Here is a 23,577-nt window from a genome sequence, read left to right as displayed (position 1 = left end):
GCTACTGTGGCGAACCGGGGCAGATCGTCACACCGAGAGGGTGGATCCATGGCTGTGCTACCCGAGGGAACGCCCTGTTGGGCCGACGCGATGGTCAGCGACCTGGACAGTACGAAGGCCTTCTACGGCGCCGTGCTCGGCTGGACCTTCGGCGAGAGCGCGTCCGAGTTCGGCAACTACACGACGGCGTACTCGGACGGGAGGGCGGTGGCCGCCGTGGTCCCGCCGATGCCCGGTGGCGAGGAGCCGCAGCCGGCCTGGTGCCTGTACTTCGCGTCGCCCGACGCGGCCGCGACCGCCGAGCGGATCCGCGCCAACGGCGGCGAGGTGCTGATGGGCCCGATGCCGGTCGGCGACTTCGGCACCATGGTGCTGGCCAGGGACCCGGGCGGGGTCGCGTTCGGGGTCTGGCAGGCGGGCAGCCACGAGGGCTTCGAGAAGCAGGGCGAGCCCGGGGCGTACACCTGGGCGGAGGTGCTCACCCGCGAGCCGGGCAAGGCGGACGCCTTCTTCCCGGCGGTCTTCCCGTTCACGACCAAGCGGATGGACACCGACGAGGTCGACTACAAGGTCTTCCACGTCGGCGGCCGGCCCGTCCTGGGCCGGATGCGGATCGGTCCGGGCGAGCTCCCGCCCGAGGCGCCCTCGTACGTGAGCGTCTTCTTCGCCGTGCAGGACTGCGACGCCGCCGTCGGCAGGGTGACCGAGCACGGCGGGCAGCTGTTCTTCGGGCCGATGGACAGTCCGTACGGCCGGTTCGCCGCGGTGGGCGACCCGCAGGGTGCCGCCTTCGGCATCATCGACCTCGGGGCGGCCTCCGGCGACGCCCCCGCGCTGGCGGACGCCTGATGGGCGCGGGGCAACCGGCGGGCGCCGGGGAGCGGGCCGAGCTGGTCCAGACGCTGGACAAGCACCGGGGATTCCTGCGCCACACCGTGCGCGGCCTCGACGACGAGCAGGCTGCCCGGCGCACCACCGTGAGCGAGCTGTGCCTGGGCGGCCTGATCAAACACGTCACGGGTACCGAGGAGCGCTGGATGCGGTTCGCGGTCGGCGGCGCGGAGGCGATGGAGAGCGTGCCGTACGACTGGGCGGGCCAGTTCCGGATGGCGGACGGCGAGACGCTGGCCGGCCTGCTCGCCGCGTACGAGCGGGTGGCGCGCGAGACCGACGAGCTGGTGTCGACGCTGCCCGACCTCGACCTCGTCCACCCGCTGCCCGAGGCACCGTGGTTCGAGCCGGGCGCGGTCTGGTCCGTGCGGCGGGTGGTGCTGCACGTCATCGCGGAGACCGCGCAGCACGCCGGGCACGCGGAGATCATCCGGGAGTCGCTGGACGGGCAGAAGACGATGGGGTGAGGCGCCGCTGCGCCGTCCGGGCGGCGGCGCGGTGCGGAGCGGCTGCCGGCCGCCGCCCGCGGCGTCGGCGACCGGTCGGTCGCGCCGCCTACGGCGGGCGCAGCCGGACCGGACGGCTCAGCACGCCGGGCCGAGGTCGATCCCGAGCAGTTCGTGCAGCGCGCGCCCGCCGTCCGCGGTCACCCGCAGGGCGCGGCCGGAGCCGATCAGCTCCACCCAGGACCGCTCCAGCGCCGTCCGGCAGAGCGCCGCGCCGAGCACGCCGCCCAGGTGGGTGCGGCGCTCCGTCCAGTCCAGGCAGCTGCGGACCAGCGGCCGCCCGCCCGTGCGGCCGGGCCGGACCGGCAGCTCGATCCCGGCGCCGGCCAGCCAGGTCCGCCCGTCCTCGGTGACGGCGAGACCCGCGTCGTCGGTCACCAGGCCGCGGTCGTGGAGCGCGTCGGAGACGGCCACGCCGAGCCGGCCGGCCAGGTGGTCGTAGCAGGTCCGGGCCCGTGCCTCGGCGCTCTGCCGGGTGGATTCGCGCAGGGTGCGCGGGGTCCGCCCGGGGCTCGCCGCCTCGGCGAAGGCGGCGAGGTCCTCGATCAGCGCGGCCGCCGCCGGGTCGGCCAGCCGGACGTAGCGGTGCCGGCCCTGCCGTTCCTCGGCCAGCAGCCCGCCCGCGATCAGCCGGGACAGGTGCTCGCTCGCGGTGGACGGCGCCACGCCGGCGTACCGGGCGAGTTCGCCGGCGGTCCAGGCCCGGCCGTCGAGCAGGGCGGTGCAGAAGGCGGCACGGGTGGGGTCGGCGAGGAGTCCGGCGAGCTGGGCGAGTGACATGCCCCCATGGTGCCCCTGCGGCGGTTCGGCGGGGACCGTAACGTCCCGCGCCGGGGCCTGCGGAGCGCAATGAGTAAATCATCGACATATCCAAATGGTTGATCTATGCTCCTAGACATGGCTAACCGTCAACTTCAGGAGCCGACCAGGCTCGTGCTCACCGCGCTGGCCGACGCCCCGCGGCACGGCTACGCGATCGTCCAGGAGGTGCTGGCCATCTCGGGCGGCCGGACCAAGCTCCTCACCGGCACGCTCTACACGGCGCTGGACCGGCTTCTCCAGCAGGGGCTGATCCGCATCGACCACGAGGAGGTGGTGGCCGGGCGGCTGCGCCGCACCTTCGCGCTGACCGAGGAGGGCGGTGAGGTGCTGGCCGCGGAGACCGAGCGACTGCGCGCCGGTGTCGCCGAGGCCGAGCGCCGGCTCGCCCTCGGCGGGCTCCGGCCGAAGCTCCGGCCGGGCCTGCAGCGCGGTCTGGAGGAGTGCGTGGAGCGGACGTTCGGTGTGCTGCCGGGACCGGGCGGGGTGACCGCATGAGCGCGACGTCGCGGCAGCTCCCGCTGCCCACCGGGCTGCCCCTGATCGGTCTCTATCCCGCCGCGTACCGGGCCGCGCACGGCGAGGAGATCGCCGCCGTCTTCGCCGAGTCCGTCGAGGGCGCCGGCCGCGGAACCGTCCTGCGCGAGTGGGCCGTCCTCGCCGCGCACGCCCTGCGGCTGCGCACCGGGCTCAGCTCGCGCGACCGGCTCGGCCGGGTCGCCGCCGGCGCCGCGCCCCTGATGCTGGCCGGCGGAGCCGCGCTGGCCACGGTCCACCTGCTGCTCGGCCTCGTCCTGCGGCAGCCGTTCTTCGCGGACTTCGCCCACCCCGGGGTGGCGATCGCGGTGGGCGCGGCGCAGACGCTGCCGTGGATCCTCGCGCTGTCCTTCGCCGTCGCCGGCCACTGGCCGCAGGCCCGGCTGCTGGTGCTGGCGGGCACCCTGCTCCGGATCGGCTCCGCGGCGGCGGCGCTGCTCGTCGGCTACGCGTCCTTCTGGCAGTACGTCTTCCTGCTGCCGTTCTGGCTGGTGCTCGGCGGAGTGCTGCTGGCCGCGCCGCCCGACGCCGTGGACCTCTCCCGGCGGGGCCGCTACGGGATGGCGCTCGTCGCCGGGGCCGTGGCGCTGCCGATGATCACCCTGGTGACGCTCTGGCCCTGGCCGGAGCCGGGGCTGTCCGTGGAGGCGGAGTTCTCCGGGAGCGTGAAGGTCCTGCTCGACGTCTCCACCGCCTGGCCCGCCACGGTGATGTGCCTCGTCTACCTGGTGCGGCTCGGCGCCGCCCGGCCCGACCGCCTCCGGGCCGCCGGCGCGGCCGTGGCGGCGCTGCCCTGGACGGTGATGCTCTCCGCGCCGGACTACCTGATCCCGCCGGTCCCCCACGCCGCGCTGCGCAACCTCGGCGTCGTGGTCGGGCTGATCGGGGTCTGCACCGCCATCGACGCCCTCCGACGGGCCGTCGCCGTGCGGACGGGCCGGACCGGTGGTGCGGACCGCGCGGCCGGGGTGGTCGAGCGGGTCTGAGGCTGCGCCACCCGAGCCGGAGGCCCCTGCGCGGGGCCTCCGGCGCATTGGCGTCCGGGGCGGCTGGCCTCCGGCGCATCGGCGTCCGGGGCGGCTGGCGTCCGGCGCGTCGGCGTCCGGGGCGGCTGCGGCGCCCTCGGCCAGGGCGCTCGGCGGGCGAGACGATCGGACATCTTCCGAAGACTGAAGGATATTCAGCGGCTCGTTCGACCTTCCTAGAGTTGAGGACACCAGGAGCCGGGCCGACAGGGCCCGGACCGAGCGAGAGGCAGTCCTCCGATGCGTGCAGTCGTTCAGAAGTCCTTCGGCGGCCCCGAGGTCCTGGAGGTGGTCGAGACCGAGCGCCCCGCCCCGCGCGGTGCCGAGGTCCTCGTCCGGGTGCACGCCAGCGGCGTCAACCCGGTGGACGTGGCGGTCCGTTCGGGCGCCTACCCGCTGCTCGGCGAGCCGCCGTACGGGGTCGGCTGGGACATCTCCGGCGTCGTCGAGCAGGCCGGCCCCGGGGCCCGGTTCAAGCCCGGCGACGAGGTCTTCGGGATGCCGTTCTTCCCCCGCGCCGCCACCGGCTACGCCGACTACGTCGCCGTCCCCTCGCGGCAGGTGGCCCGCAAGCCCGCCGCGCTCGACCACGTGCAGGCCGCCGCCCTCCCGCTGGCCGCCCTCACGGCCTGGCAGGGCCTGGTCGACGCCGCCGGGCTGACCGAGGGGCAGCGCGTCCTGATCCACCGTGCGGCCGGCGGCGTCGGCCACTTCGCCGTCCAGATCGCCAAGGCCCGCGGCGCCCACGTCATCGCGCTGGCGAGCGAGGCCAAGCACGACTTCCTGCGCGGTCTGGGCGCGGACGAGGTGATCGACTACCGGACCACCGACTACACCGAGGCGGTCGCCGACGTCGACGTCGTCTTCGACTCCTCCTCCGAGGGCACCCGGGCCCTGGAGGTGCTGAAGCCGGGCGGCACCCTGGTCAGCATCATGGAGCACTGGAACACGGAGCTCGCCGCAAAGATCGAGGAGGCCGGACGGCGCTTCGCGGGCGTCTCCGTGGAGCCCGACTACGCGTCGCTGGAGGCCATCGCCGCGCTGGTCGACGAGGGCCGGATCCGCCCGCACATCGCCGCGACCTTCCCGCTCGCGGAGGCCGGCAAGGCGCACGAGCTGGTCGGCTCGGGCCGGGTGCAGGGCAAGGTCGTACTGACCGTTGCCTGACGGCACGCCCGCGGGGGCGGGGTGCGGGGACGGACGGACGCAGGGCCGGCTTCCGCCCGCTCGGGGGAGGGGCGGAGGCCGGGTGCGCCGGCGGAGCGGCCGGGGGTGCGCCGGGCGGAGTGACCGGGGGCGCGTCAGGCGGATCGGCCGAGGGGGGCGGGAGTGGGCCGGGCCGGGCCGGCGGCCGTCCGGACAGGACCGGGCGCCGGTCGTGACACCCCCTAAGGTGGGGGCGGGCCGCGGCGGACCGTGGACAAACGGAGGACGGGGGAAGGGCGTTGGACATCCTGACCGAGGCGTTGAGCTCGATGCGGACGGGGCTGCCCACGTCGGTGCGCACCGAGGGCCGGGCCCCCTGGGGCCTGCGCCTCCCGCCGGTCGCCGGAGCCGGGTTCCACGTGGTGCTGCACGGCACCTGCTGGCTGATCCCGCTGGGCTGCGCCTCCAGCACCGAACCGATCGCGCTCAACCCCGGGGACGTGGTCTTCCTGCGGGACGGCAGCGGCCACATCCTGGCCGACCACCCGTCCACCCCGGCCGAGCCCGAGCGTCCCCACCAGTACCGCCCGACCGGGCCGATCGGCACCGTGACGCTCGGCGGCGACGGCGCCCGCACCAGCCTGCTGTGCGGCAACTACCACCTGGACAAGGGCCGTCCGCACCCGCTGGTCCGCCAGCTGCCCGAGATCGTCCACCTGACCACCGGCCACGGCCGGCACCCCGAGCTGAGCGCCGCCGTCCAGCTCCTCGGGGCGGAGCTGGAGAACCCGCGCCTCGGGTCGACCGGCATCGTCCCGGCCCTCATCGACTCGCTGCTGCTCTACATCCTGCGGGCCTGGCTCGACGACCAGCCCGCTACGGCCGCGGCCGGGTGGGCCGCCGCGCTGGGCGACTCCGCGGTCGCGCCGGCCCTGGCCGCCATCCACGAGGACCCGGCGAACCCGTGGACGGTGGAGGCGCTGGCCCAGCGGGTGGGCCTGTCCCGGGCGGCCTTCGCCCGGCGGTTCACCACGATGGTGGGCGAGCCGCCGATGGCCTACCTGACCCGGTGGCGCCTCACCACCGCGGCCCGGCTGCTGCGCGAGTCGGAGGCCCCGCTGACCGCGGTGGCCGCCCAGGCCGGGTACGGCTCCGAGTACGCGTTCGCGAAGGCGTTCAAGCGCGAGTTCGGCCGGGCGCCGGGCGGCTACCGGCGCGAGCTCAGGGCCGCGGCCTGAGGCGCGGGCCCCGGCCCCCGTGCGGTCGGGGTCCGCGCAGCCCGCGTCGGGGCCGGCTACGGGCCCGCGCCGGGCCGGTCACCGGCCGCCCGCCTCGCGCGGGGCCGGCGGCACGGGGCCGGCGGCGCGGGACGACGGGAAGGGCGATCTTGCCGCCGGTGCGCCGGGTGTCACCCAACTCGCCTGCCTTGGCGGCGTGTTCGAGCGGGAGCGCGGCGGTGTCCTGCCCGTGCCCCGTGTCCGCGTGGAGCGGGCGGGCCTCGGCCGGTCCGCCGATAAGACGTCGAACCTGTTGCGGATGGCGACAGCCGGCTCCGTGCGGCGGGCAGGGACCGGCCGGGACCGACCGAGAGCGGTCCGCTCGATCCGCGGGTTCGCCCGGCCTGATCAGGCGGCGGCGCCCAGGATCTCCCGGACGCGGGCGGCGTAGGCCCGGGGGTGGGTGGTGTTGCCGTTGTGGCCACCGGGCAGTTCCAGCGCCGCGGTGCCGAGGAGATCGGCGAGGGCCAGGGCGCACTGGACGTCGAAGACGTCGCGGGGCGTGGTGCGCCCGACGGCCGGGAGGATGCGCGTGCCGGTCCCGCGCAGGCCGGCGGGGTCGAGGGTGTCCTGGATGACCGCGGTGAAGTCGTGCCGGATGAAGTGGTCGAAGTTGGCGAGGCGCCGCTCGTCGAGGGGCTGCGGGGTGAGGTCGTCCTCCCGGTCCGGACCGGCCGGGTCGATGCCCAGCGCCCGCGCGATCTCGGGGAACGCCGCGCGCAGCCCCTCGCGCCGGTAGAGGTCCTGGAGGTGGGCCAGCTCCCGCTCGTGGCCGGCACGCCGGTCGGCGGGCAGCAGGCGGGGCGCGACCGGCTCGTGGGCGATCAGGGTGCCGATCTGCCCCGGGTGCCGCTGGGCGGCGTGGAGGCCGATGACGGCGCCGAGGCTGCAGCCGAGCATGAGCACCGGCTCGTCGGTGAGGGCGGCGAGCAGGTGGTGGACGTCGTCGGCGTGCTCGACGAGGGTCGCCCCGCGGGCGGGCTCGGTCAGCCGACTGCGGGACAGGCCCCGGCGGTCGTAGGTCACCACGGTGAAGGCGTCCGTGAGCCCGGCGACGAGATCGACGCTGCGGTCGGCGTCCCCCTCGCCGCTCTGCGAGATGAGCAGCATCGGCCCGCTGCCACTGACCCGGTAGTGCAGAACGGCGCCGGCGACGGCCAGGGTGCCGGTGGTCGGGTGCGTGGTGCTGGGCATGGTGGTCCCCCTTCGCCGGGGCCGGCGGTCCGTCCGCCGCCCGGTGCCACCATGATTCATCGAACAAGATGTATCTGTCTAGATGTATTGAGTTGGATTCTTCCCGCCTGGGCGTCTGCGCGATCCATTGATCTCGATGAATCGAATCCGATGTATGCTCCCGGCCATGAACGGAGTGGAGCTGTTCCTGCTGGGCCGGGCCCTGATGAAGCTCGGCGAGGAGGCGCTGCCGGAGCCCCCCGGCGGGGCCGGCCGCTACGCCGGCAGCGCCCGGCTGGTCCTGATCGTGGCCAGCGACATCGCCGCTCACCCCGACAGCGCCGTCGGTGAGATCGCCGCCCGGACCGGTCTGCCGCAGAGCCAGGTCTCCACCGCCGTGGCACGCCTCAAGGAAGCCGGTTCGGTGGTGACGGCCGCCGACCCCGCCGACCGCCGCCGCGTCCTGGTCCGGCAGGCCGCCGAGGTGTCCGAGCGCGTCGCCCAGGTCCGCGCCGCCGGCATCGAGCCGGCCCTCGCCGCCGCGCTCGGCACCGAGGACCCCCGGCTGCTCGGCGAGGTCACCGCGGCCCTGGATGTCCTCGCCCGCCACCTCCTGCCCCGCAACTCGTAGGGCCCGGCGCCGGCGCGGGCCGGCAGGGGCCGTCCGCGGACGCCCCGGGCCGTCGGTCGCCGCCGCCGACCCCGGGCCCTCGTGCTCTGGCGCCGACTCGGGGCCGTCGTGCTCTGGCACGACCGGGTCGAGGCGTAGTCGGACCGCGGCGCCGTGGCGTGCCCCGCGGCGCCGCGGAGGCGGACTCCGCTGGGCGGTGGCCGGCGGATTCGGTCGGGCCTCCGGACCCCGCCCCCGGCCGCGGCGGATGTGACGCGCGTCACGGGAACCCGGCCGCCGGAGCCGGACAGCCGACAGGAGTGACCACAGAGATGAGAACCCGGGTGCGGTCCGGGGATCCCGATGCCTTCGCGGAGCTCTTCGACGGCTACGCCCGAGCCGTCTACAACCATGCCTTCCGGTTGACCGGTGACTGGTCCGTCGCGGAGGACGTGATGTCGGCGACCTTCATGGAGGCCTGGCGGCGGCGTACCGCGGTGGATCCCGAGGGCGGCTCACTCCGGCCGTGGCTGCTGGGCGTCGCCACCAATCTCGCCCGCAACCACTGCCGCAGCAATCGGCGCTACCGGGCCGCAGCCGCAGCCGCCGCCGCACTCCCGGCCGCCGTGCCCGACCACGCCGACGAGGTGGCCGGCCGGCTCGACGACCTGCGGCGGATCGCGGTCACCCTGAACCAGCTGAGCGCGCTGCGGCGCCCGGACCGCGAAGTCCTCCTCCTGTGCCTGCAGGAGGGCCTGGAGTACGCCGAAGCCGCGGAGGTCCTGGGCGTCCCGATCGGCACCGTCCGTTCCAGGCTGTCCCGGGCCCGTACGAAGCTGCGCAAGCTCGCCGACGCGGAGCTGAAGAAGAGGAGTCGGGAACTCGCGGAGCGCCCACGACAGACACATGGCGACCGCGCGAACGCGGTCCGGCCCGCACAGGGAGGAACCCGATGAACGCCGACCTTTCCCAGCCCCACCCGGTCGAGCGGGAGGAGAACGAGCACTTCCTGCCCGCCGTGGAGCGGGAGTTGCCGGCGGGCCGCCACGAGTTCCACAAGGAGCGCCTGATGACCCGGATCCACGACGACCTCCGCACCGCCGCCCCCGCGCGGCCCACCCGCAGCACGAGCCCGCGCCGCCCGTTCCTGCGCCGCCCCATCCTGCTGGCCGTGGCGGCCTGCGTGCTGGCCGGCACGATCGCGACTGGAGCCAACCTCCTCGGAACCCAGGAGGAAACGGACCGCGGCGCCGAGACCGTCGCCACCGGCCCGGTGCTGACCACCCGGATCGGGACCGTCGACCCCAAGGGCGCCGCGCAGCTGCTGGACCGCATCTCGGTGGCCGCCGCCGGCACCCCGGCCCCGGCGGTGCGCGCAGACCAGTTCATCTACGTCGGGAGCAAGTCGGCCGGCACCCACGTGCGGACGGTCAACGGCAGGAGCAGCCTGGCCGGTGACGAGCTGCACCTGCGCCAGACCTGGAAGTCCCCGGACGGCACCAAGGGCTGGCTGATCGAGCCCGGTGCCACCGGCCCCGAGGGCGTCACCCTGGCCGGGCTCACCGAGACCGGCCAGAAGCCGACCGCGACGCTCAACGCGCCGACGTACGACTACCTCGCGGCCCTGCCCACCGACCCCGACGCGCTGCTGCAGAAGATCTACACGGAGACCCGGGGCCAGGGCCGCACCCCCGATCAGGAGGCGTTCACCACCATCGGCGACCTGCTGCGCGAGAGCTACCCGCCGGCCGCCCTCACAGTGGCGCTCTACAAGGCCGCGGCGAAGATCCCCGGTGTGGTCATGGTGGACGACGCGGTGGACGCCGCCGGCCGGCACGGGGTCGCGGTCGCCCGCCTGGACTCCACCTCCGGTCAGCGCACCGAGTGGATCTTCGACAACACCACGCTCGCGTTCCTCGGCGAGCGCACCGTCCAGGTCGAGGGCAGCTCCGGCGAGCAGGGCCTGATCAAGCCCGGCACCGTGGTGTTCACCCACGCCGTCATGACCCGTGCGATCGTCGACCGCATCAAGGACACCCCCGCCCTGAGCAGCTGACCGTCCCGGCCGTCCCGCCCGCCTCCCCGGGCGGGACGCCTGCCGGCCGCCTCCACGGGCGGGACGCCTTCCGGCCGCGGAAGGGCGCTGACGGAGCATCGGATGTGCTGTGGGGGAAGGCGAACGCCCCGGGTGCAAGCCCTGGGATCGTCCCGACCGGTCCACATCGAGCAGGAATCGAGAAGCGCCGCCGACCGACCGCGCCTAGCCTGCCCACCATGGACATCACCATTCACACGACTGCCCTCCCGCACGACGACCCGGACGCGTCGCTCGCCTTCTACCGCGACGTCCTCGGCTTCGAGGTCCGCAGCGACGTGGGACAGGGCCGGATGCGCTGGATCACGGTCGGCCCGGCCGGTCAGCCCGGCACGTCGATCCTGCTGGCGCCGCCGGCCGCCGATCCCGGCATCACCGAGGACGAGCGGCGCACGATCACCGAGATGATGGCGAAGGGCACGTACGGCTGGATCCTGCTGGCGACCTCGGATCTCGACGCCACGTTCGAGAAGGTGCAGGCCGGTGACGCCGAGGTCGTCCAGGAGCCGACCGAGCAGCCGTACGGCGTCCGCGACTGCGCCTTCCGGGACCCTGCGGGCAACCTGGTCCGCATCCAGGAACGGCGCTGAGCCTGCGGCTCCCGGTACGGCCGTGCCGGGGCTTCGCCGAGCCGGCCGCGCGCCCGGACACGGCCGGGCGCCCGGGGTTCCCGCCGCGGCGGCGACCCCGGGCGCCCGTGGACGTCCACGGGACGGCAAGACCAACGACGAACGGGGAGGGTTCTCATGGGCAGGCCTGAATGGCGCCGTGCACAGGCACAGCGCCTGGACGATCTCGCGCGCCTGCGTCGCGTCCGCGACCGGATCGACCGGGAGTACGCGCAGCCGCTGAACGTGGAGGCGCTCGCCCGCGACGCGCACATGTCCGCCGGGCACCTGAGCCGGCAGTTCCGGGCGGCCTACGGCGAGTCGCCGTACTCGTACCTGATGACGCGTCGTATCGAGCGGGCGGCCGCGCTGCTGCGGCGCGGCGACCTCAGCGTCACCGAGGTCTGCTTCGCGGTCGGCTGCGCGTCGCTGGGCACCTTCACCACCCGCTTCACCGAACTGGTCGGCATGCCGCCCGGGGCCTTCCGGCGCCAGGCGGCCGCTGCGGCGGCCGGGGACCCCGATGTCTCGGGGACGGGCGCTGCGGCGGCCGTGGAGCCCGACGCCTCGGGGACGGGCGCTGCGGCGGGCCCGACGATCATGGTGGAGGGGATGCCGGCGTGCGTCGCGAAGCAGGTCGCACGACCGGTCAGGAATCGAGAAGCCCCGGCCGCAGGGCAGCCCCTAGCGTGATGGTCATGGCAACCACCGCTTCCACCGCAGCCACCACGTCCATCGCGTCCGTCACCCTCGAGGTGGCCGACCCCGACGCCGCCCGCCGCTTCTACACCGCCTTCGGCGTGGACGGCCACATCCGCCTGCGGGCGTCGCAGGGGCACTCCACCGGGTTCCGCGGCTTCACCCTGGCGCTGACGGTGTCCGGGCCGGCGACCGTCGACGGCTTCGTCACCGCAGCGGTGGAGGCGGGCGCCACGGTGCTGAAGCCCGCCGCGAAGTCGCTGTGGGGCTACAGCGGCGTCGTCCAGGCCCCGGACGGGACGATCTGGAAGATCGCGACCTCGGCGAAGAAGGACACCGGCCCCGCCACCCGGGAGTTCGACGACCTGGTCCTGCTGCTCGGCGTCGAGGACGTCAAGGCCACCAAGCAGTTCTACGTCGGCCGGGGCCTGACCGTGGCCAAGAGCTTCGGCGGCAAGTACGCGGAGTTCACCCCCGGCACCGCCAGCCCCGTCAAGCTGGCGCTGTACAAGCGGCGGGCCCTGGCCAAGGACCTCGGCGTCCCCGTCGACGGCACCGGCTCGCACCGCATCGCCCTCGGCAGCACCACCGAGACCTTCACCGACCCGGACGGCTTCGCCTGGGAGGCCGCCGCGTAGCCCGCCCCCCTTGCCGTCCCGACGCCTGCGGGCGTCGCCACCGTCCGGACTTGACGGTTCATGCAGTACCCACGCTTCGAACGAACGGAGAAACGACATGAAGGCGCACGTGAGCTCGATCCTGCTGGGCGTCCGGGACCTGGAGGCCGCCAAGCGGTTCTACACCGAGGGGCTCGGCTGGAAGGTCGGGAGCGACTTCGGCATCTCGGTGTTCTTCGAATCGGACGGCGCCTCGCCCGTCGGCCTCTACAACCGGGAGGGCCTTGCCGACCAGGTGGGAACGAGCGCGGACGGCAGCGGCTTCAGCGGGCTGGTCCTCACCTACGTCGTCCGCAGCGAGTCCCGGGTCGACGAGGTGATGGCGGAGGCCGCGAAGGCCGGCGCCACGATCCTCAAGCCTGCCGGCGCCCTGCCGTGGGGCGGGTACGGCGGCACCTTCGCCGACCCGGACGGCTACGTCTGGAGCCTCGGCTACAGCGCCCAGGGCGCCGATCAGCCCTACGCGGAGTGAAACGGCCCGCGGTGACGTTCCGCACGCTCGTCGAGCCGCCGGAGTCCCCGCGGGGCCTGTGAGTCCGCCCGTGTCACCCCGCTACCCGGGCATCACGCCGTGGATGCGGGAGAGGGTGAACATGCGCTCGTCGTCCCGGAGATGGCACCAGGCATGGAGGTACGGCGCGTCGAGTTCGAGTCGGCTGAGGGTGCGGACGGTCGTGCTGCCCGAGGTGGCGACGTACTCGACGGTGATCGGCCGCCCCCGGTCGACGGCGTGGGCCAGCTGGCGGACGTCGGTGAAGGACAGGTTGCGCGCGTACCCGGCGATGATCTCCTCGGTGTCGCTGTCGTAGGGGCGACCGTTCTCGGGGTCGGGTTCCGGCCTGTCGTGCGGGGCGGCCCGCAGCCGGTCGGCGAGCGCGCTCAGCTCGGCGGCAGTGCCGATGCCTGCCGCGCCGGTGTCCGCCGGCCGCCTGTCGCCCGAGCGGCGCGGGGGCGGGACCGGACGTGGGGCGCGGTGCTGTGGGGCCCGCTCGATGCGGACGGAGCCGTCGGGCTTCTCGGCGACCGGGGCGTAGCCCGCGGAGCGCAGCGCTGCGAGGGTCTTGTCCAGAGGGGCCCGGCTGATCAGTACTGTCGGCGCCAGCAGCCGGAGGCCGAGCTGGGTGAGCTTGCGGTGCGCCGCCAGTTCGGCCAGGAGGGCGGGCTCCGCGCCGTGGACCACACAGGCCGCTGAGACGACGCGCACCCGCCCGTGGCCGCGCGCGGTGTCGTGGATCAGGTACGTGAGGGGCTGGGGGAGCGGCTCGACGGCCACGGCGGCCAGATCGGCCGCGAGGGCCTCGGGGCTGAGGCCGGCGTCGAGGGCCCGGCGGACGCTTCGGGGGCTGAACCGCCATACGGATGCCGCGCCGGCGCTCTCCCGGTCCGCGACGGAGCCCAGCAGCGCGAGGAGGTGCGCCGACGGCGTGCCGGCGACCACGGCGGTGAGATCGCTGCCGAAGCGGGCGGTCCCGCTGGCGGCGGGCAGCAGTCGTCGACAGGCCTCGGCGAGGGCTTCGGCGTCCTCGGCGAGCAGGGCGGCCCCGATCGGGGACACGGCTCCGAGGGCGAGCGCTCCGAGCAGTTCCGCCTCCCGGATCAGGGTGGCGAACGGCGTTGCATCCTGGGGGAGTTCGTCGGCGAGTGGGCGGAGCCACACGAGGAGCGCCCCCAGATCCGCCGGGTCCGCCGCGCCTTCCCCGGCGGGGAGCTGCGACGCGGCGCTGAGCAGTCCGTGCCGGGCCTGTACGCAGCCGCTGCAGGACGGTGCCCCGGCGAGCGCCGGCAGCGCCCTCCCGTCCTCGTCGCGGTTCCCGCCCGGGGTCAGTGGGAGGGACCACCACGCCCGGAGCAGCACGGCGAGTTGGTCGGCCGGTTGCTGCTCGGTCCAGGTGTCGTAGGACGCGGTCGCCGCGACCCGGTCGCCGTCCGGGGCCAGCAGCCCGGCCGCGCTCGCCGCCTCCAGTACGAGGCGTACCGGGATCTCCTCGCACTGCGCCGCTTTGCCGATCCGGGACAGTTCACGGGCGCCGACCCCGCCGGCCTTGAGCCGGATCGGTGGCGCGGCGGCGCACACCCCGAGGACGGACACGGCATGGGCGGCGAACGCCATCAAGGCGGCTGCGGCTTCCTGCTCGACGTCCGGGACGGTGGCGGGCACCGACCGCACGGCGGGCGGGACGGGCGTGAACGGGGCGTACCACTCGGGGCCGCGCAGGGCGAGTGCCACCTCCGCGGGCATACGGGCGGGCCCGTAGCGGTGGCGGTCTCGGATCAGCAACCCCCGCTCCAGCGCCCACTGTTCGCCGGCCCCGGAGGCGGTCTGCTGTGTCCCGAACATGATGAAGTCCGGTCGCTCCGGAGCCTCGTGCGCTCGTCGTGCGAGGAGCTTCCGGGCGGGTGCCGGCGCCTTGGCCACCAGCGCGGCCACCCGGGCCGGATCGCTGTGATGGTCGACCAGCGCCGCCAGCCGCGCCTCCTTCCTGTTGGCGGCGGGTTTGATCCCGAGGTTCGCCAACATCCGGCCCAGCTCGTCGGAGGACGAACCCGCGAGCAGTCGCACGAGCGGCATGTCGAGCCCCAGGGGGGATCCCCACGCGCCCCGCAGCGCCGCCGCCATGTGCAGCCGACCATCGCCGGAAGGCCACACCAGGGCGCGGTCGGCCAGCGCTTCCAGGACGGCATCCAGTCCGTGGGCGCGGTCACCGTGCGTCGCGTCCAGGAGGCTCGCCAGCTCGTCCCGTGACACGCCCGGCAGCGCGGCGACGGCCTCCGCCACCTGCAGGCACGGCAGCGCGAGTCGGGGCAGGGCCAGCGCCACGGACGCGGGGCGTTGGAGGCGGTCCGCCAGTTCGCCGACCGACCGTGGTTCCGGAGCCGCCACGCTGTCCGGGCGCGCCGCCAGGATCCGTTCCAACCCGGCCGCGTCCAGACCGCGCAGCCATGCGGCCAGTGCCGATCCGTTCTTCGTACTGATGGGAGCACCTCGCCGCGTAAGAGGACGTCTACGCCCTGCCCAAGCCGGGCCGGGGGCACCAGGATGACGTATGCAACGCGGAGTACGCCTCGGGTCAGCTGTTTCCGCGGATCGTCTGCCGGATCCAGGCTGCGTAGGCGGGCACACTGCTGTAGAGGCCTGGTCCGGCGGCACAGGAGGCCAGGCCCGGAGCGCCGGGGCCCGACGTGGTGCCGACGAGTTCCCACCGTCCGCCCCTGCCCTTCTGGATCTGGGGCCCCCCGGAGTCACCGAAGCACGTCAATGACCATCAAGCGGGCTTGCAATGGGTCGGTCTCCAACTCGTGGACCTGCCAGCCGCGCTGGGTCAGCCCGGCTCGAACCGCCGAGGCGATGTCTTCCATCCGCTCCGGATTTTCGGTCGCGACATCCAGGTCACGGCTGAGTCGTTCGACCAGGCCGTGTGACTGGACCGCGTAGCCGCCAGCCAGAACCAGCGGGTAGTTACCGCCGATGGCCAGCAGATCGGCGAGGAGTCGCCGATGCAACCCGTCGAGGTTCACGCCGCGGCCTGCGCCACGGCTGCCAGCTCGGTGAAGGCGGCTTCCCAGGTCTCGCGGATGTCGCGGCTCACCAGAGTGCGGAGGGTTGGCCACAGATCGACGAGGACATCCCGGTTGAGGTAGGCGATCAGGTCGTCGTGCATCCCTTCGGCCAGGACGATCCGATAGCAGCTCATCTGCAGGCGAGGCTGGTCGAGGTCGAAACGGGAGAGCCCGGACCAGGCCAGGTGGAGCGGGAGCTCGACGATGCCTTGAGCCGGGCCGCCCAGCTCCGCGAGCTTGGTCGGCAGGCGCCGAGCGAACTTGGCGCGGCGAAGTTCGGAGACGCTTGGCGCTGGTGCCATGCCCTGATTATTTCGGAAGCGGGCCCCGCAGTCTCGCGTTGACGGCGAGACGTACGAGGTGCGCAGGAGAATGCGAGGCAAACGCCGAAGGCCCGTACCGCTGAGCGGTCCGGGCCTTCGTGAAGGCGGAGGATACGAGATTCGAACTCGTGAGGGGTTGCCCCCAACACGCTTTCCAAGCGTGCGCCCTAGGCCTCTAGGCGAATCCTCCGAGGGAGAGCTTAGTACATGTTCAGGGGTGGTCGCGACCACGTATCTCGTAGGTGGTGGGGCGGTGTGACCTGCGGATCGGGGAGGTGGAGGTGAGGGGCGGGGATCCGGTACTGTGGGGGTCAGCCCCTCGTGTGGCGTTATCTCTCTGAACCCCCCCAGGGCCGGAAGGCAGCAAGGGTAGGAGGGCTCTGGCGGGTGCGCGGGGGGTCTTTGCGTTCCCGGGGAAGGGCGGGCGGGGGCGGGACGAGGGGCGACGCGTTTGTCGGTCCGTCCCGATATCGTCGGTGGTGTGTCCCTAGCCCTGTACCGCCGCTATCGCCCCGAGACTTTCGCCGAGGTCATCGGGCAGGAGCACGTGACCGCTCCGCTCCAGCAGGCCCTGCGCAACAACAGGGTCAACCACGCGTACCTGTTCAGCGGCCCGCGCGGCTGCGGCAAGACGACCAGCGCGCGGATCCTGGCCCGCTGTCTGAACTGTGAGCAGGGGCCGACGCCGACGCCGTGCGGGGAGTGCCAGTCCTGCCGGGACCTGGCGACGGGCGGGCCCGGGTCGATCGACGTGATCGAGATCGACGCCGCGTCGCACGGTGGTGTGGACGACGCGCGAGAGCTGCGCGAGCGGGCCTTCTTCGCGCCCGTGCACAGCCGGTACAAGATCTTCATCCTGGACGAGGCGCACATGGTGACCTCGGCCGGCTTCAACGCGCTGCTGAAGGTGGTGGAGGAGCCGCCGGAGCACCTCAAGTTCATCTTCGCCACCACCGAGCCGGAGAAGGTGATCGGGACGATCCGGTCCCGCACGCACCACTACCCGTTCCGGCTGGTGCCGCCCGGGACGCTGCGGGACTACCTGGCGGAGGTCTGTGGCCGGGAGGGGATCCAGGTCGAGGACTCGGTCTTCCCGCTGGTGGTGCGGGCAGGCGCGGGGTCGGTGCGTGACTCGATGTCGGTGATGGACCAGCTGCTCGCCGGGGCCGGCGAGGGCGGGGTGACGTACCAGATGGCCACCGCGCTGCTCGGGTACACGGACTCGGCGCTGCTGGACGAGGTGGTGGACGCCTTCGCCGCGCACGACGGGGCGACGGTGTTCCAGGTGATCGACCGGGTGGTCGAGGGCGGGCACGATCCGCGGCGGTTCGTGACGGACCTGCTGGAGCGCCTGCGCGACCTGGTGATCCTGGCCACCGTGCCGGAGGCGGGCGAGAAGGGGCTGATCGACGCCCCGGCCGACCGGGTCGCGGTGATGCAGGCGCAGGCGGACGCGTTCGGGGCGGCGGAGCTCAGCCGGGCGGCCGACATCGTCAACACCGGGCTGACCGAGATGCGGGGGAACGCGGCGCCGCGGCTCCAGCTGGAGCTGATCTGCGCCCGGGTGATGCTGCCGGGCGCGTACAGCGACGAGCTGTCGTTGCAGGCGCGGATGGACAAGCTGGAGCGGCGGGCGGCGGCCGGAGGGTTCGCGGCGCAGCCGGGCGCCCCCGCGATGGCTGCCCTGGGCGCCCCGGCGGTGGTGCCGGCCGTGGCACAGGTGGCGCCCCCGGCGGCGGTGGACGAGCCCGCCCCCGCGCAGACGGCTCCCGTACAGGCCGCCCCCGCCCCGGTGGCTCCGCCCGCGGTGCCCCCGGCCCCGGCCGGGCCCGCTCCCGGTGCCTGGCCGATTCCGCGCCGTTTCCCGCCGGCCGGGTCGGCCGGTGCCGGTGCGCCCGGGCAGCCGGCACCGGTGCAGCAGGCGCCCGCCCAGCCCGTACAGCCCGCATCAGCACCCGTGCCCGCACCGGCACCCGCACCCGCCCAGGCGCCGCCGGCGGCCGCGGCGGGTGCCGGACAGCCGTCGCAGGCCGCCCAGCAGGGCGCGGCGCAGGTCCGGCAGCTCTGGCCGCAGATCCTGGAGGCGGTGAAGAACCGCCGCCGCTTCACCTGGATCCTGCTCAGCCAGAACGGCCAGGTGGCCGGGTTCGACGGCAGCGTGCTCCAGGTGTCGTTCATCAACGCGGGCGCCCGGGACAGCTTCGTCGGCAGCAACAGTGACGACGTGCTGCGCCAGGCGCTCGCCGACGCCCTCGGTGTGGACTGGCGGATCGAGTGCATCGTCGACCCGTCGGGCGGTGCCGGCGGTGGCGGCTCGGCCGGCGGCGGCTTCGGCGGCGGTGGCGGGGGCGGCTGGGGCGCCGCCCCGGCGCGCCCGGCCGCGCCCGCGCCCGCGCCCGCGGTGCAGCCTTCCGCACCGGCGTCCGGCCCCGCGCCCGCACCGATGGCCGCGCCCCCCGTGGTCCCGGTCGCGCCGGTGGCGCAGCCGCCCGTGCAGGCGCAGGCCGCGGTGGTCGCGCCGGTCGGCCGGCCGGTGCAGTCGGTCGCCCCAGAGGACGACATCCCGGAGGAGGACGACCCGGACCTCAACGAGGACGCGTTCTCCGGCCAGGAGCTGATCATCCGCGAGCTCGGGGCGACGGTCCTGGAGGAGATCCGCCACAGCGGCGGCTGAGCCCTCGGACCGGGGGCCTCCGGGCGCCGGGCCCGCGACGCCGGGGCCCGGAGCTGCCCCGCAGCCGTACGGGCGTGGCGGGCGCGGAGAGCACGTAGGCTCGGGGTGACGACGCAAGCGCGACAGCACGCACACAGAACGCAAGGAGTGAGCCGTGTTCCCCGGTGGTGGCCAGCCCAACATGCAGCAGCTGCTCAAGCAGGCGCAGAAGATGCAGCAGGACCTCGCCAAGGCGCAGCAGGAGCTGGCCGAGGCGAAGGTGAACGGTTCGGCGGGCGGTGGCCTGGTCGAGGTGACGGTGACCGGTGCCGGTGAGCTGGTGGCGCTGACCATCGCCCCGGCCGCCGTGGACCCGGAGGACACCGAGACCCTGGCCGACCTGATCCTGGCGGCGGTCCGCGACGCCAACCAGGCCGCGCAGAAGATGCAGGCCGAGCGCATGGGCCCGCTGACCCAGGGCCTGGGCGGCGGCATCCCCGGTCTGCCGTTCTAGCGGCCCGTCCGGCCGGACGGGACCCGGGATCGACCGCGGGCGGTGCGGTTCGTACCACAAGCGGTGCGTTCGACCGCAAGCCGTGAGAGGGGTTGACGGTCCGAAGTTCAGACAGTCGACCTGTGTGATTTATGCGGGAGTAGGGCGTCGGGCGGTGTGCCCGGCGCCCGATTCGTTGGATGATGGCACCGGGGCACCCCGAGCGGGTGCCCCACCGACCACCTGAGGGAAGGCGCGACGTGTACGAGGGCGTGGTTCAGGACCTGATCGACGAACTGGGCAGGCTGCCCGGCGTCGGGCCCAAGAGCGCGCAGCGGATCGCCTTCCACGTCCTGCAGGCCGACCCGGTCGACGTGCGCCGGCTGGCGCACGCACTGCTGGAGGTCAAGGACAAGGTCCGGTTCTGCGTCGTCTGCGGCAACGTCGCGGAGGCCGAGCAGTGCCGGGTCTGCCTCGATCCGCGTCGCGACCTCGCGGTGATCTGCGTGGTCGAGGAGCCCAAGGACGTCGTCGCCATCGAGCGCACCCGCGAGTTCCGCGGCCGCTACCACGTGCTGGGCGGCGCGATCAGCCCGATCGAGGGCGTCGGCCCGGACGACCTGCGGATCCGCGAGCTGCTGGCACGCCTCGCGGACGGCACGGTCACCGAGCTGATCCTGGCCACCGACCCCAACCTGGAGGGGGAGGCGACCGCCACCTACCTGGCCCGGCTCTGCAAGCCGATGGGCCTGAAGGTGACCCGGCTGGCGAGCGGACTGCCCGTCGGCGGGGACTTGGAGTACGCGGACGAGGTCACCCTCGGCCGTGCCTTCGAAGGGAGACGACTGCTCGATGTCTGACCGGACGATCAACCAGCAGCCCCACACGCCCCACCAGGCCGGTCCGCAGCAGGACCGGCACGCCCCGCACGCCCCGCACACGCACGCGCACGGCTCCGAGCCGGACGACTTCGCGGTGCAGATCGCGGACTCGGTGGAGAGCTTCGTGCTCGCCGTCACGGAGGTCGCCAAGGGCGACGAGCCCGGCAGCGCGGTTTCGCTGCTCCTCCTGGAGGTTTCGCAGCTGCTGCTGGCAGGTGGCCGGCTGGGCGCCATCGAGGACGTCGTCCCCGAGGACCGGTTCGAGCCCGACACCGGGCCGGAGCCGGACGGTGAGCAGCTGCGCGAGCGGCTGGCCGAACTGCTCGCGCCGATCGACGTCTACCACGAGGTCTTCGACCCGTACGGTCCGCCGGAGAAGCCCAACGCGTTCCGGATCTCGGACGACCTGGCCGGCGTGGTCGGCGAGCTGCAGCACGGCCTCACCCACTACCGCGAGGGGCGCGTCAGCGAGGCGCTCTGGTGGTGGCAGTTCTCGTACCTCTCCAACTGGGGCACCACCTGCACGGCCGTGCTCCGGGCGCTGCAGTCGCTGATCGCCCACGTCCGGCTGGACAGCCCGATCGGGGCGGTCCCGGACGGCGCGGACACCGACGACGACGGGCTCACCGACGAGCAGCTGGAGCAGCAGGCCGGCGACCTGATGGCGGCCGAGCTGGGCCTCCACCGCTAGGGAGCTCTCGCGGCGGTGCCGAGCGCTGTTGAGCCTGCGCCGCGCCTGCGCCGAGCTAGCGCCGCGCCTGCGCCGAGCTAGCGCCGACCTGCGCCGAACAGCACTGAGCGTCACCGAGCCGGTGCCGTCCGGCACCGACCGGCACCGACCGGCACCGACCGGCAACCGAGTCGGCGCTGTGACGGAAACCTCAGGGATCTCCGCGGAACGGAAATCCCGGGGGCCGCCGTCCGTTCGTCCGCCGATTCTTCGGGAGGGCGGCGGGGCGCCCGCAGACCTGCCGGTCGACCCCCCGCACCAGCGCCCACCTGCTGAAACGTGCGTCTCATCATATGGAAAGCAGCGGCCGGGCCACCCCTGCTCGGTAGACTGGCGCCGACCGCACAGCCCCCGCCACCCGGGGGTGCCGGGGGCCCCGGGCCCCCGGAAACGACACAAGTCGAGGAGCGCACGTGGGCCTTGTCGTGCAGAAGTACGGCGGCTCATCCGTTGCGGATGCCGAGGGCATCAAGCGCGTGGCCCGTCGAATCGTTGACGCCAAGAAGGCCGGCCATGAGGTCGTCGTCGTGGTGTCCGCGATGGGCGACACGACGGACGAGCTCATCGAACTCGCGGAGCAGGTGTCCCCGCTCCCTGCCGGCCGTGAGTTCGACATGCTGCTGACCGCGGGAGAGCGCATCTCCATGGCCCTGCTGGCCATGGCGATCAAATCCCTGGGTCACGAGGCCCAGTCCTTCACGGGCAGCCAGGCCGGTGTCATCACCGACTCGGTCCACAACAAGGCGCGCATCATCGACGTGACGCCGGGCCGCATCCGCACCGCCCTGGACGAGGGCAACATCGCGATCGTGGCCGGCTTCCAGGGTGTCTCGCAGTCCAGCAAGGACATCACCACGCTCGGCCGCGGCGGCTCGGACACCACGGCCGTCGCCCTCGCCGCGGCCCTCAAGGCCGAGGTCTGCGAGATCTACACCGACGTGGACGGCGTCTTCACCGCCGACCCCCGCGTGGTGAAGAAGGCCCGCAAGATCGACTGGATCGCCTACGAGGACATGCTGGAGCTGGCCTCGTCCGGTTCCAAGGTGCTGCTCGACCGCTGCGTGGAGTACGCGCGGCGCTACAACATCCCGATTCACGTACGCTCGTCCTTCTCGGGCCTTCCCGGGACGATCGTCAGCAACGACAACCCGAACCAGCCCGAAGGGGGCGAGATGGAGCAGGCCATCATCTCCGGAGTCGCCCACGACACGTCCGAGGCCAAGGTGACGGTCGTCGGCGTGCCGGACAAGCCGGGCGAGGCGGCGCGTATCTTCCGCGCCATCGCCGACGCCGAGGTCAACATCGACATGGTGGTGCAGAACGTCTCCGCCGCGTCGACCGGGCTCACCGACATCTCCTTCACCCTGCCGAAGACCGAGGGCCAGAAGGCCATCGACGCGCTCGGCCGGGTCAAGGAGGGCATCGGCTACGAGTCGCTGCGCTACGACGACGCGATCGGCAAGATCTCGCTGGTCGGCGCCGGCATGCGCTCGAACCCGGGCGTCACGGCGACCTTCTTCGAGGCGCTCTCCGAGGCCGGCGTCAACATCGAGCTGATCTCCACCTCGGAGATCCGCATCTCGGTCGTCACCCGTGCCGAGGACGTGCCGGAGGCCGTCCGCGCCGTCCACACGGCCTTCGGCCTGGACAGCGAGTCGGACGAGGCGGTCGTCTACGGGGGCACCGGGCGATGACCCGGCGGCCGAACCTCGCCGTCGTCGGCGCCACCGGCGCGGTCGGCGAGGTGCTGCTCGGCCTGCTCTCCCTCCGCCAGGACATCTGGGGCGAGGTACGCCTCGTCGCCTCCCCGCGCTCGGCCGGCCGCAAGCTGGTCGTGCGCGGGGAGCCCGTCGAGGTGCTCGCCCTCGACGAGGCCGCCTTCGACGGTGTCGACGTCGCGCTCTTCGACGTGCCCGACGAGGTGGCGGCCCGGTGGGCGCCCATCGCGGCGGCCAAGGGCGTCGTGGTGGTGGACAACTCCGCCGCCTTCCGGATGGACGAGGACGTCCCGCTGGTCGTCCCCGAGGTCAACGCGGCGTCGGCCCGGATGCGTCCGCGCGGCATCGTGGCCGGCCCCAACTGCGCCACGCTCGCGATGATCGCGGCGATCGGCGCCCTGCACGCCGAGTACGGGCTCAGCGAACTGGTCGTCGCCTCCTACCAGGCGGCCTCCGGCGAGGGCCGGTACGGCGTGGACGCGCTGCGCGCGCAGACCGCGCTGGTCGCCGGCACCGAGGTCGGCGAGCAGACCGGGGACCTCCGCGCGGTGATCGCCGACAACGGCCCGTTCGCCGCCCCGCTCGCGTTCAACGCCGTGCCGTGGACCGGCTCGCTGATGGACGGCGGCTGGTCGTCCGAGGAACTCAAGATCCGCGACGAGTCGCGCAAGATCCTCGGTCTGTCGGCGCTGCGGGTCTCCGCGACCTGCGTGCGGATCCCCGTCGTGCGCACCCACGCGCTGGCCGTGCACGCGGTCTTCGAGCGCGAGGTGACGCAGGAGCACGCCCAGGAGATCCTCCGGGACGCCCCCGGCGTGGTGCTCTACGACGACCCGGCGGCGGGGGAGTTCCCGACGCCGAACGACGTGGTGGGGACGGACCCGGTCTGGGTCGGGAGGGTCCGCCGGGCGCTGGACGACCCGACCGCGCTGGACCTCTTCCTCTGCGGCGACAACCTGCGCAAGGGGGCGGCGCTCAACGCCCTCCAGATCGCCGAACTGGTGGCGGGCGAGCTCTCCGGCTGAGGGGTCGTGAGGACCCGGTCGAGAGACGGTGAGGACCTGCCCCCAGGGGTGGTGACGCCGACTCGGACCGGGTAGTTGTGGTCAACGACCCAATCCCCTGGAGGGCGCTTCGGCCCATGCGGGAGAATGTCCC

General features: G+C 73.9%; 23 protein-coding genes, 1 tRNA gene, 1 other RNA gene and 2 pseudogenes. 20 read left to right on the top strand and 7 right to left on the bottom strand.

Going from position 1 to position 23,577, the window contains the following annotated elements; translation table 11 throughout:
* The first annotated feature begins 48 nt into the window (after positions 1 to 48).
* Complete coding sequence (locus MCM47_RS08975; RefSeq protein ID WP_238860144.1) at positions 49 to 849, top strand: VOC family protein; 801 nt, start codon at positions 49 to 51, stop codon at positions 847 to 849.
* A complete protein-coding gene (locus tag MCM47_RS08970; RefSeq protein WP_238860142.1) occupies positions 849 to 1,358 on the top strand; it encodes a DinB family protein in 510 nt (169 codons plus the stop codon). Before MCM47_RS08975 ends, MCM47_RS08970 begins: the two co-directional genes overlap by 1 nt.
* Positions 1,359 to 1,475: 117 nt before the next feature.
* On the opposite strand, the gene MCM47_RS08965 is transcribed toward MCM47_RS08970, so the two are convergent.
* Positions 1,476 to 2,177 (bottom strand): helix-turn-helix transcriptional regulator, encoded by a 702-nt coding sequence (locus tag MCM47_RS08965; RefSeq protein WP_238860140.1) that lies wholly within the window; start codon positions 2,175 to 2,177, stop codon positions 1,476 to 1,478.
* A 117-nt stretch (positions 2,178 to 2,294) separates the two neighbouring features.
* Between MCM47_RS08965 and MCM47_RS08960 the strand changes: the two genes are divergently transcribed.
* From MCM47_RS08960 to MCM47_RS08945, 4 genes are all read left to right on the top strand, one after another.
* Positions 2,295 to 2,714, top strand: coding sequence for a PadR family transcriptional regulator (locus tag MCM47_RS08960; RefSeq protein WP_238860137.1), 420 nt, complete (start codon positions 2,295 to 2,297; stop codon positions 2,712 to 2,714).
* Complete coding sequence (locus MCM47_RS08955) at positions 2,711 to 3,739, top strand: hypothetical protein (RefSeq protein WP_238860117.1); 1,029 nt, start codon at positions 2,711 to 2,713, stop codon at positions 3,737 to 3,739. The genes MCM47_RS08960 and MCM47_RS08955 overlap by 4 nt, the downstream gene beginning before the upstream one ends.
* Positions 3,740 to 4,018: 279 nt before the next feature.
* A complete protein-coding gene (locus MCM47_RS08950) occupies positions 4,019 to 4,945 on the top strand; it encodes an NADP-dependent oxidoreductase (RefSeq protein ID WP_238860114.1) in 927 nt (308 codons plus the stop codon).
* A gap of 278 nt (positions 4,946 to 5,223) precedes the next feature.
* The gene (locus MCM47_RS08945) at positions 5,224 to 6,162 is read left to right on the top strand and encodes an AraC family transcriptional regulator (RefSeq protein ID WP_238860113.1); all 939 of its coding nucleotides are present in this window, start codon (positions 5,224 to 5,226) and stop codon (positions 6,160 to 6,162) included.
* A gap of 387 nt (positions 6,163 to 6,549) precedes the next feature.
* Here MCM47_RS08945 and MCM47_RS08940 read toward each other — a convergent pair whose 3' ends face one another.
* Entirely contained in the window at positions 6,550 to 7,395 is an 846-nt protein-coding gene (locus tag MCM47_RS08940; protein WP_238860111.1) for an alpha/beta fold hydrolase, read from the bottom strand.
* 166 nt (positions 7,396 to 7,561) lie between these two features.
* Between MCM47_RS08940 and MCM47_RS08935 the strand changes: the two genes are divergently transcribed.
* The 7 genes from MCM47_RS08935 to MCM47_RS08905 all read left to right on the top strand — a co-directional run bounded on the left by MCM47_RS08935 (position 7,562) and on the right by MCM47_RS08905 (position 12,535).
* Positions 7,562 to 8,005 carry a helix-turn-helix domain-containing protein gene (locus MCM47_RS08935; protein ID WP_238860110.1) on the top strand — a complete coding sequence of 148 codons (444 nt, stop codon included), beginning with the start codon at positions 7,562 to 7,564 and terminating at the stop codon, positions 8,003 to 8,005.
* Positions 8,006 to 8,316: 311 nt separating this feature from the next.
* On the top strand, positions 8,317 to 8,940 hold the full coding sequence (locus MCM47_RS08930) for an RNA polymerase sigma factor (RefSeq protein ID WP_238860108.1): 624 nt from the start codon (positions 8,317 to 8,319) through the stop codon (positions 8,938 to 8,940).
* Complete coding sequence (locus tag MCM47_RS08925; RefSeq protein WP_238860106.1) at positions 8,937 to 10,040, top strand: CU044_5270 family protein; 1,104 nt, start codon at positions 8,937 to 8,939, stop codon at positions 10,038 to 10,040. The genes MCM47_RS08930 and MCM47_RS08925 overlap by 4 nt, the downstream gene beginning before the upstream one ends.
* Before the next feature lie 218 nt (positions 10,041 to 10,258).
* Complete coding sequence (locus tag MCM47_RS08920; RefSeq protein ID WP_238860104.1) at positions 10,259 to 10,669, top strand: VOC family protein; 411 nt, start codon at positions 10,259 to 10,261, stop codon at positions 10,667 to 10,669.
* 156 nt (positions 10,670 to 10,825) lie between these two features.
* Positions 10,826 to 11,380, top strand: coding sequence for a helix-turn-helix transcriptional regulator (locus MCM47_RS08915; RefSeq protein WP_238860102.1), 555 nt, complete (start codon positions 10,826 to 10,828; stop codon positions 11,378 to 11,380).
* Positions 11,380 to 12,024, top strand: coding sequence for a glyoxalase (locus tag MCM47_RS08910; RefSeq protein WP_374209094.1), 645 nt, complete (start codon positions 11,380 to 11,382; stop codon positions 12,022 to 12,024). The genes MCM47_RS08915 and MCM47_RS08910 overlap by 1 nt, the downstream gene beginning before the upstream one ends.
* Positions 12,025 to 12,121: 97 nt before the next feature.
* A complete protein-coding gene (locus tag MCM47_RS08905) occupies positions 12,122 to 12,535 on the top strand; it encodes a VOC family protein (protein ID WP_238860097.1) in 414 nt (137 codons plus the stop codon).
* Positions 12,536 to 12,616: 81 nt separating this feature from the next.
* Here MCM47_RS08905 and MCM47_RS08900 read toward each other — a convergent pair whose 3' ends face one another.
* The 5 genes and pseudogenes from MCM47_RS08900 to MCM47_RS08880 form a co-directional block, all read right to left on the bottom strand.
* Positions 12,617 to 14,977, bottom strand: coding sequence for a helicase C-terminal domain-containing protein (locus MCM47_RS08900; protein WP_238860095.1), 2,361 nt, complete (start codon positions 14,975 to 14,977; stop codon positions 12,617 to 12,619).
* Between the two features lie 154 nt (positions 14,978 to 15,131).
* Positions 15,132 to 15,323 (bottom strand): annotated as a pseudogene (locus tag MCM47_RS08895) (trypsin-like serine protease); the annotation flags it as partial.
* A pseudogene (locus tag MCM47_RS08890) lies at positions 15,316 to 15,579 on the bottom strand (nucleotidyl transferase AbiEii/AbiGii toxin family protein); the annotation flags it as partial. The pseudogenes MCM47_RS08890 and MCM47_RS08895, both read right to left, overlap by 8 nt.
* A complete protein-coding gene (locus MCM47_RS08885; protein ID WP_238860093.1) occupies positions 15,576 to 15,923 on the bottom strand; it encodes a transcriptional regulator in 348 nt (115 codons plus the stop codon). The gene MCM47_RS08885 and the pseudogene MCM47_RS08890, both read right to left, overlap by 4 nt.
* Before the next feature lie 126 nt (positions 15,924 to 16,049).
* A tRNA-Ser gene (locus tag MCM47_RS08880) sits at positions 16,050 to 16,134 on the bottom strand.
* Between the two features lie 123 nt (positions 16,135 to 16,257).
* Between MCM47_RS08880 and ffs the strand changes: the two genes are divergently transcribed.
* The 7 genes from ffs to MCM47_RS08845 all read left to right on the top strand — a co-directional run bounded on the left by ffs (position 16,258) and on the right by MCM47_RS08845 (position 23,444).
* An RNA gene (gene ffs / locus MCM47_RS08875) (signal recognition particle sRNA small type) lies at positions 16,258 to 16,348 on the top strand.
* A gap of 77 nt (positions 16,349 to 16,425) precedes the next feature.
* On the top strand, positions 16,426 to 18,618 hold the full coding sequence (locus tag MCM47_RS08870; RefSeq protein ID WP_238860091.1) for a DNA polymerase III subunit gamma and tau: 2,193 nt from the start codon (positions 16,426 to 16,428) through the stop codon (positions 18,616 to 18,618).
* 154 nt (positions 18,619 to 18,772) lie between these two features.
* Complete coding sequence (locus MCM47_RS08865; protein ID WP_238860089.1) at positions 18,773 to 19,111, top strand: YbaB/EbfC family nucleoid-associated protein; 339 nt, start codon at positions 18,773 to 18,775, stop codon at positions 19,109 to 19,111.
* A gap of 239 nt (positions 19,112 to 19,350) precedes the next feature.
* Positions 19,351 to 19,950: a recombination mediator RecR gene (recR, locus tag MCM47_RS08860; protein WP_030288200.1), complete on the top strand. Its 600-nt coding sequence runs from the start codon at positions 19,351 to 19,353 to the stop codon at positions 19,948 to 19,950.
* Positions 19,943 to 20,662 carry a DUF5063 domain-containing protein gene (locus tag MCM47_RS08855; RefSeq protein WP_238860086.1) on the top strand — a complete coding sequence of 240 codons (720 nt, stop codon included), beginning with the start codon at positions 19,943 to 19,945 and terminating at the stop codon, positions 20,660 to 20,662. Before recR ends, MCM47_RS08855 begins: the two co-directional genes overlap by 8 nt.
* Before the next feature lie 452 nt (positions 20,663 to 21,114).
* Positions 21,115 to 22,395: an aspartate kinase gene (locus MCM47_RS08850; protein ID WP_238860084.1), complete on the top strand. Its 1,281-nt coding sequence runs from the start codon at positions 21,115 to 21,117 to the stop codon at positions 22,393 to 22,395.
* Positions 22,392 to 23,444 (top strand): aspartate-semialdehyde dehydrogenase, encoded by a 1,053-nt coding sequence (locus MCM47_RS08845; protein ID WP_238860082.1) that lies wholly within the window; start codon positions 22,392 to 22,394, stop codon positions 23,442 to 23,444. The genes MCM47_RS08850 and MCM47_RS08845 overlap by 4 nt, the downstream gene beginning before the upstream one ends.
* Positions 23,445 to 23,577 lie beyond the last annotated feature (133 nt).

This window comes from Kitasatospora sp. A2-31 (assembly GCF_022288725.1).
Lineage (GTDB): Bacteria > Actinomycetota > Actinomycetes > Streptomycetales > Streptomycetaceae > Kitasatospora.
Note: the sequence above shows the minus strand (reverse complement) of the source record. Positions and strands in the feature narration are given on the sequence as shown.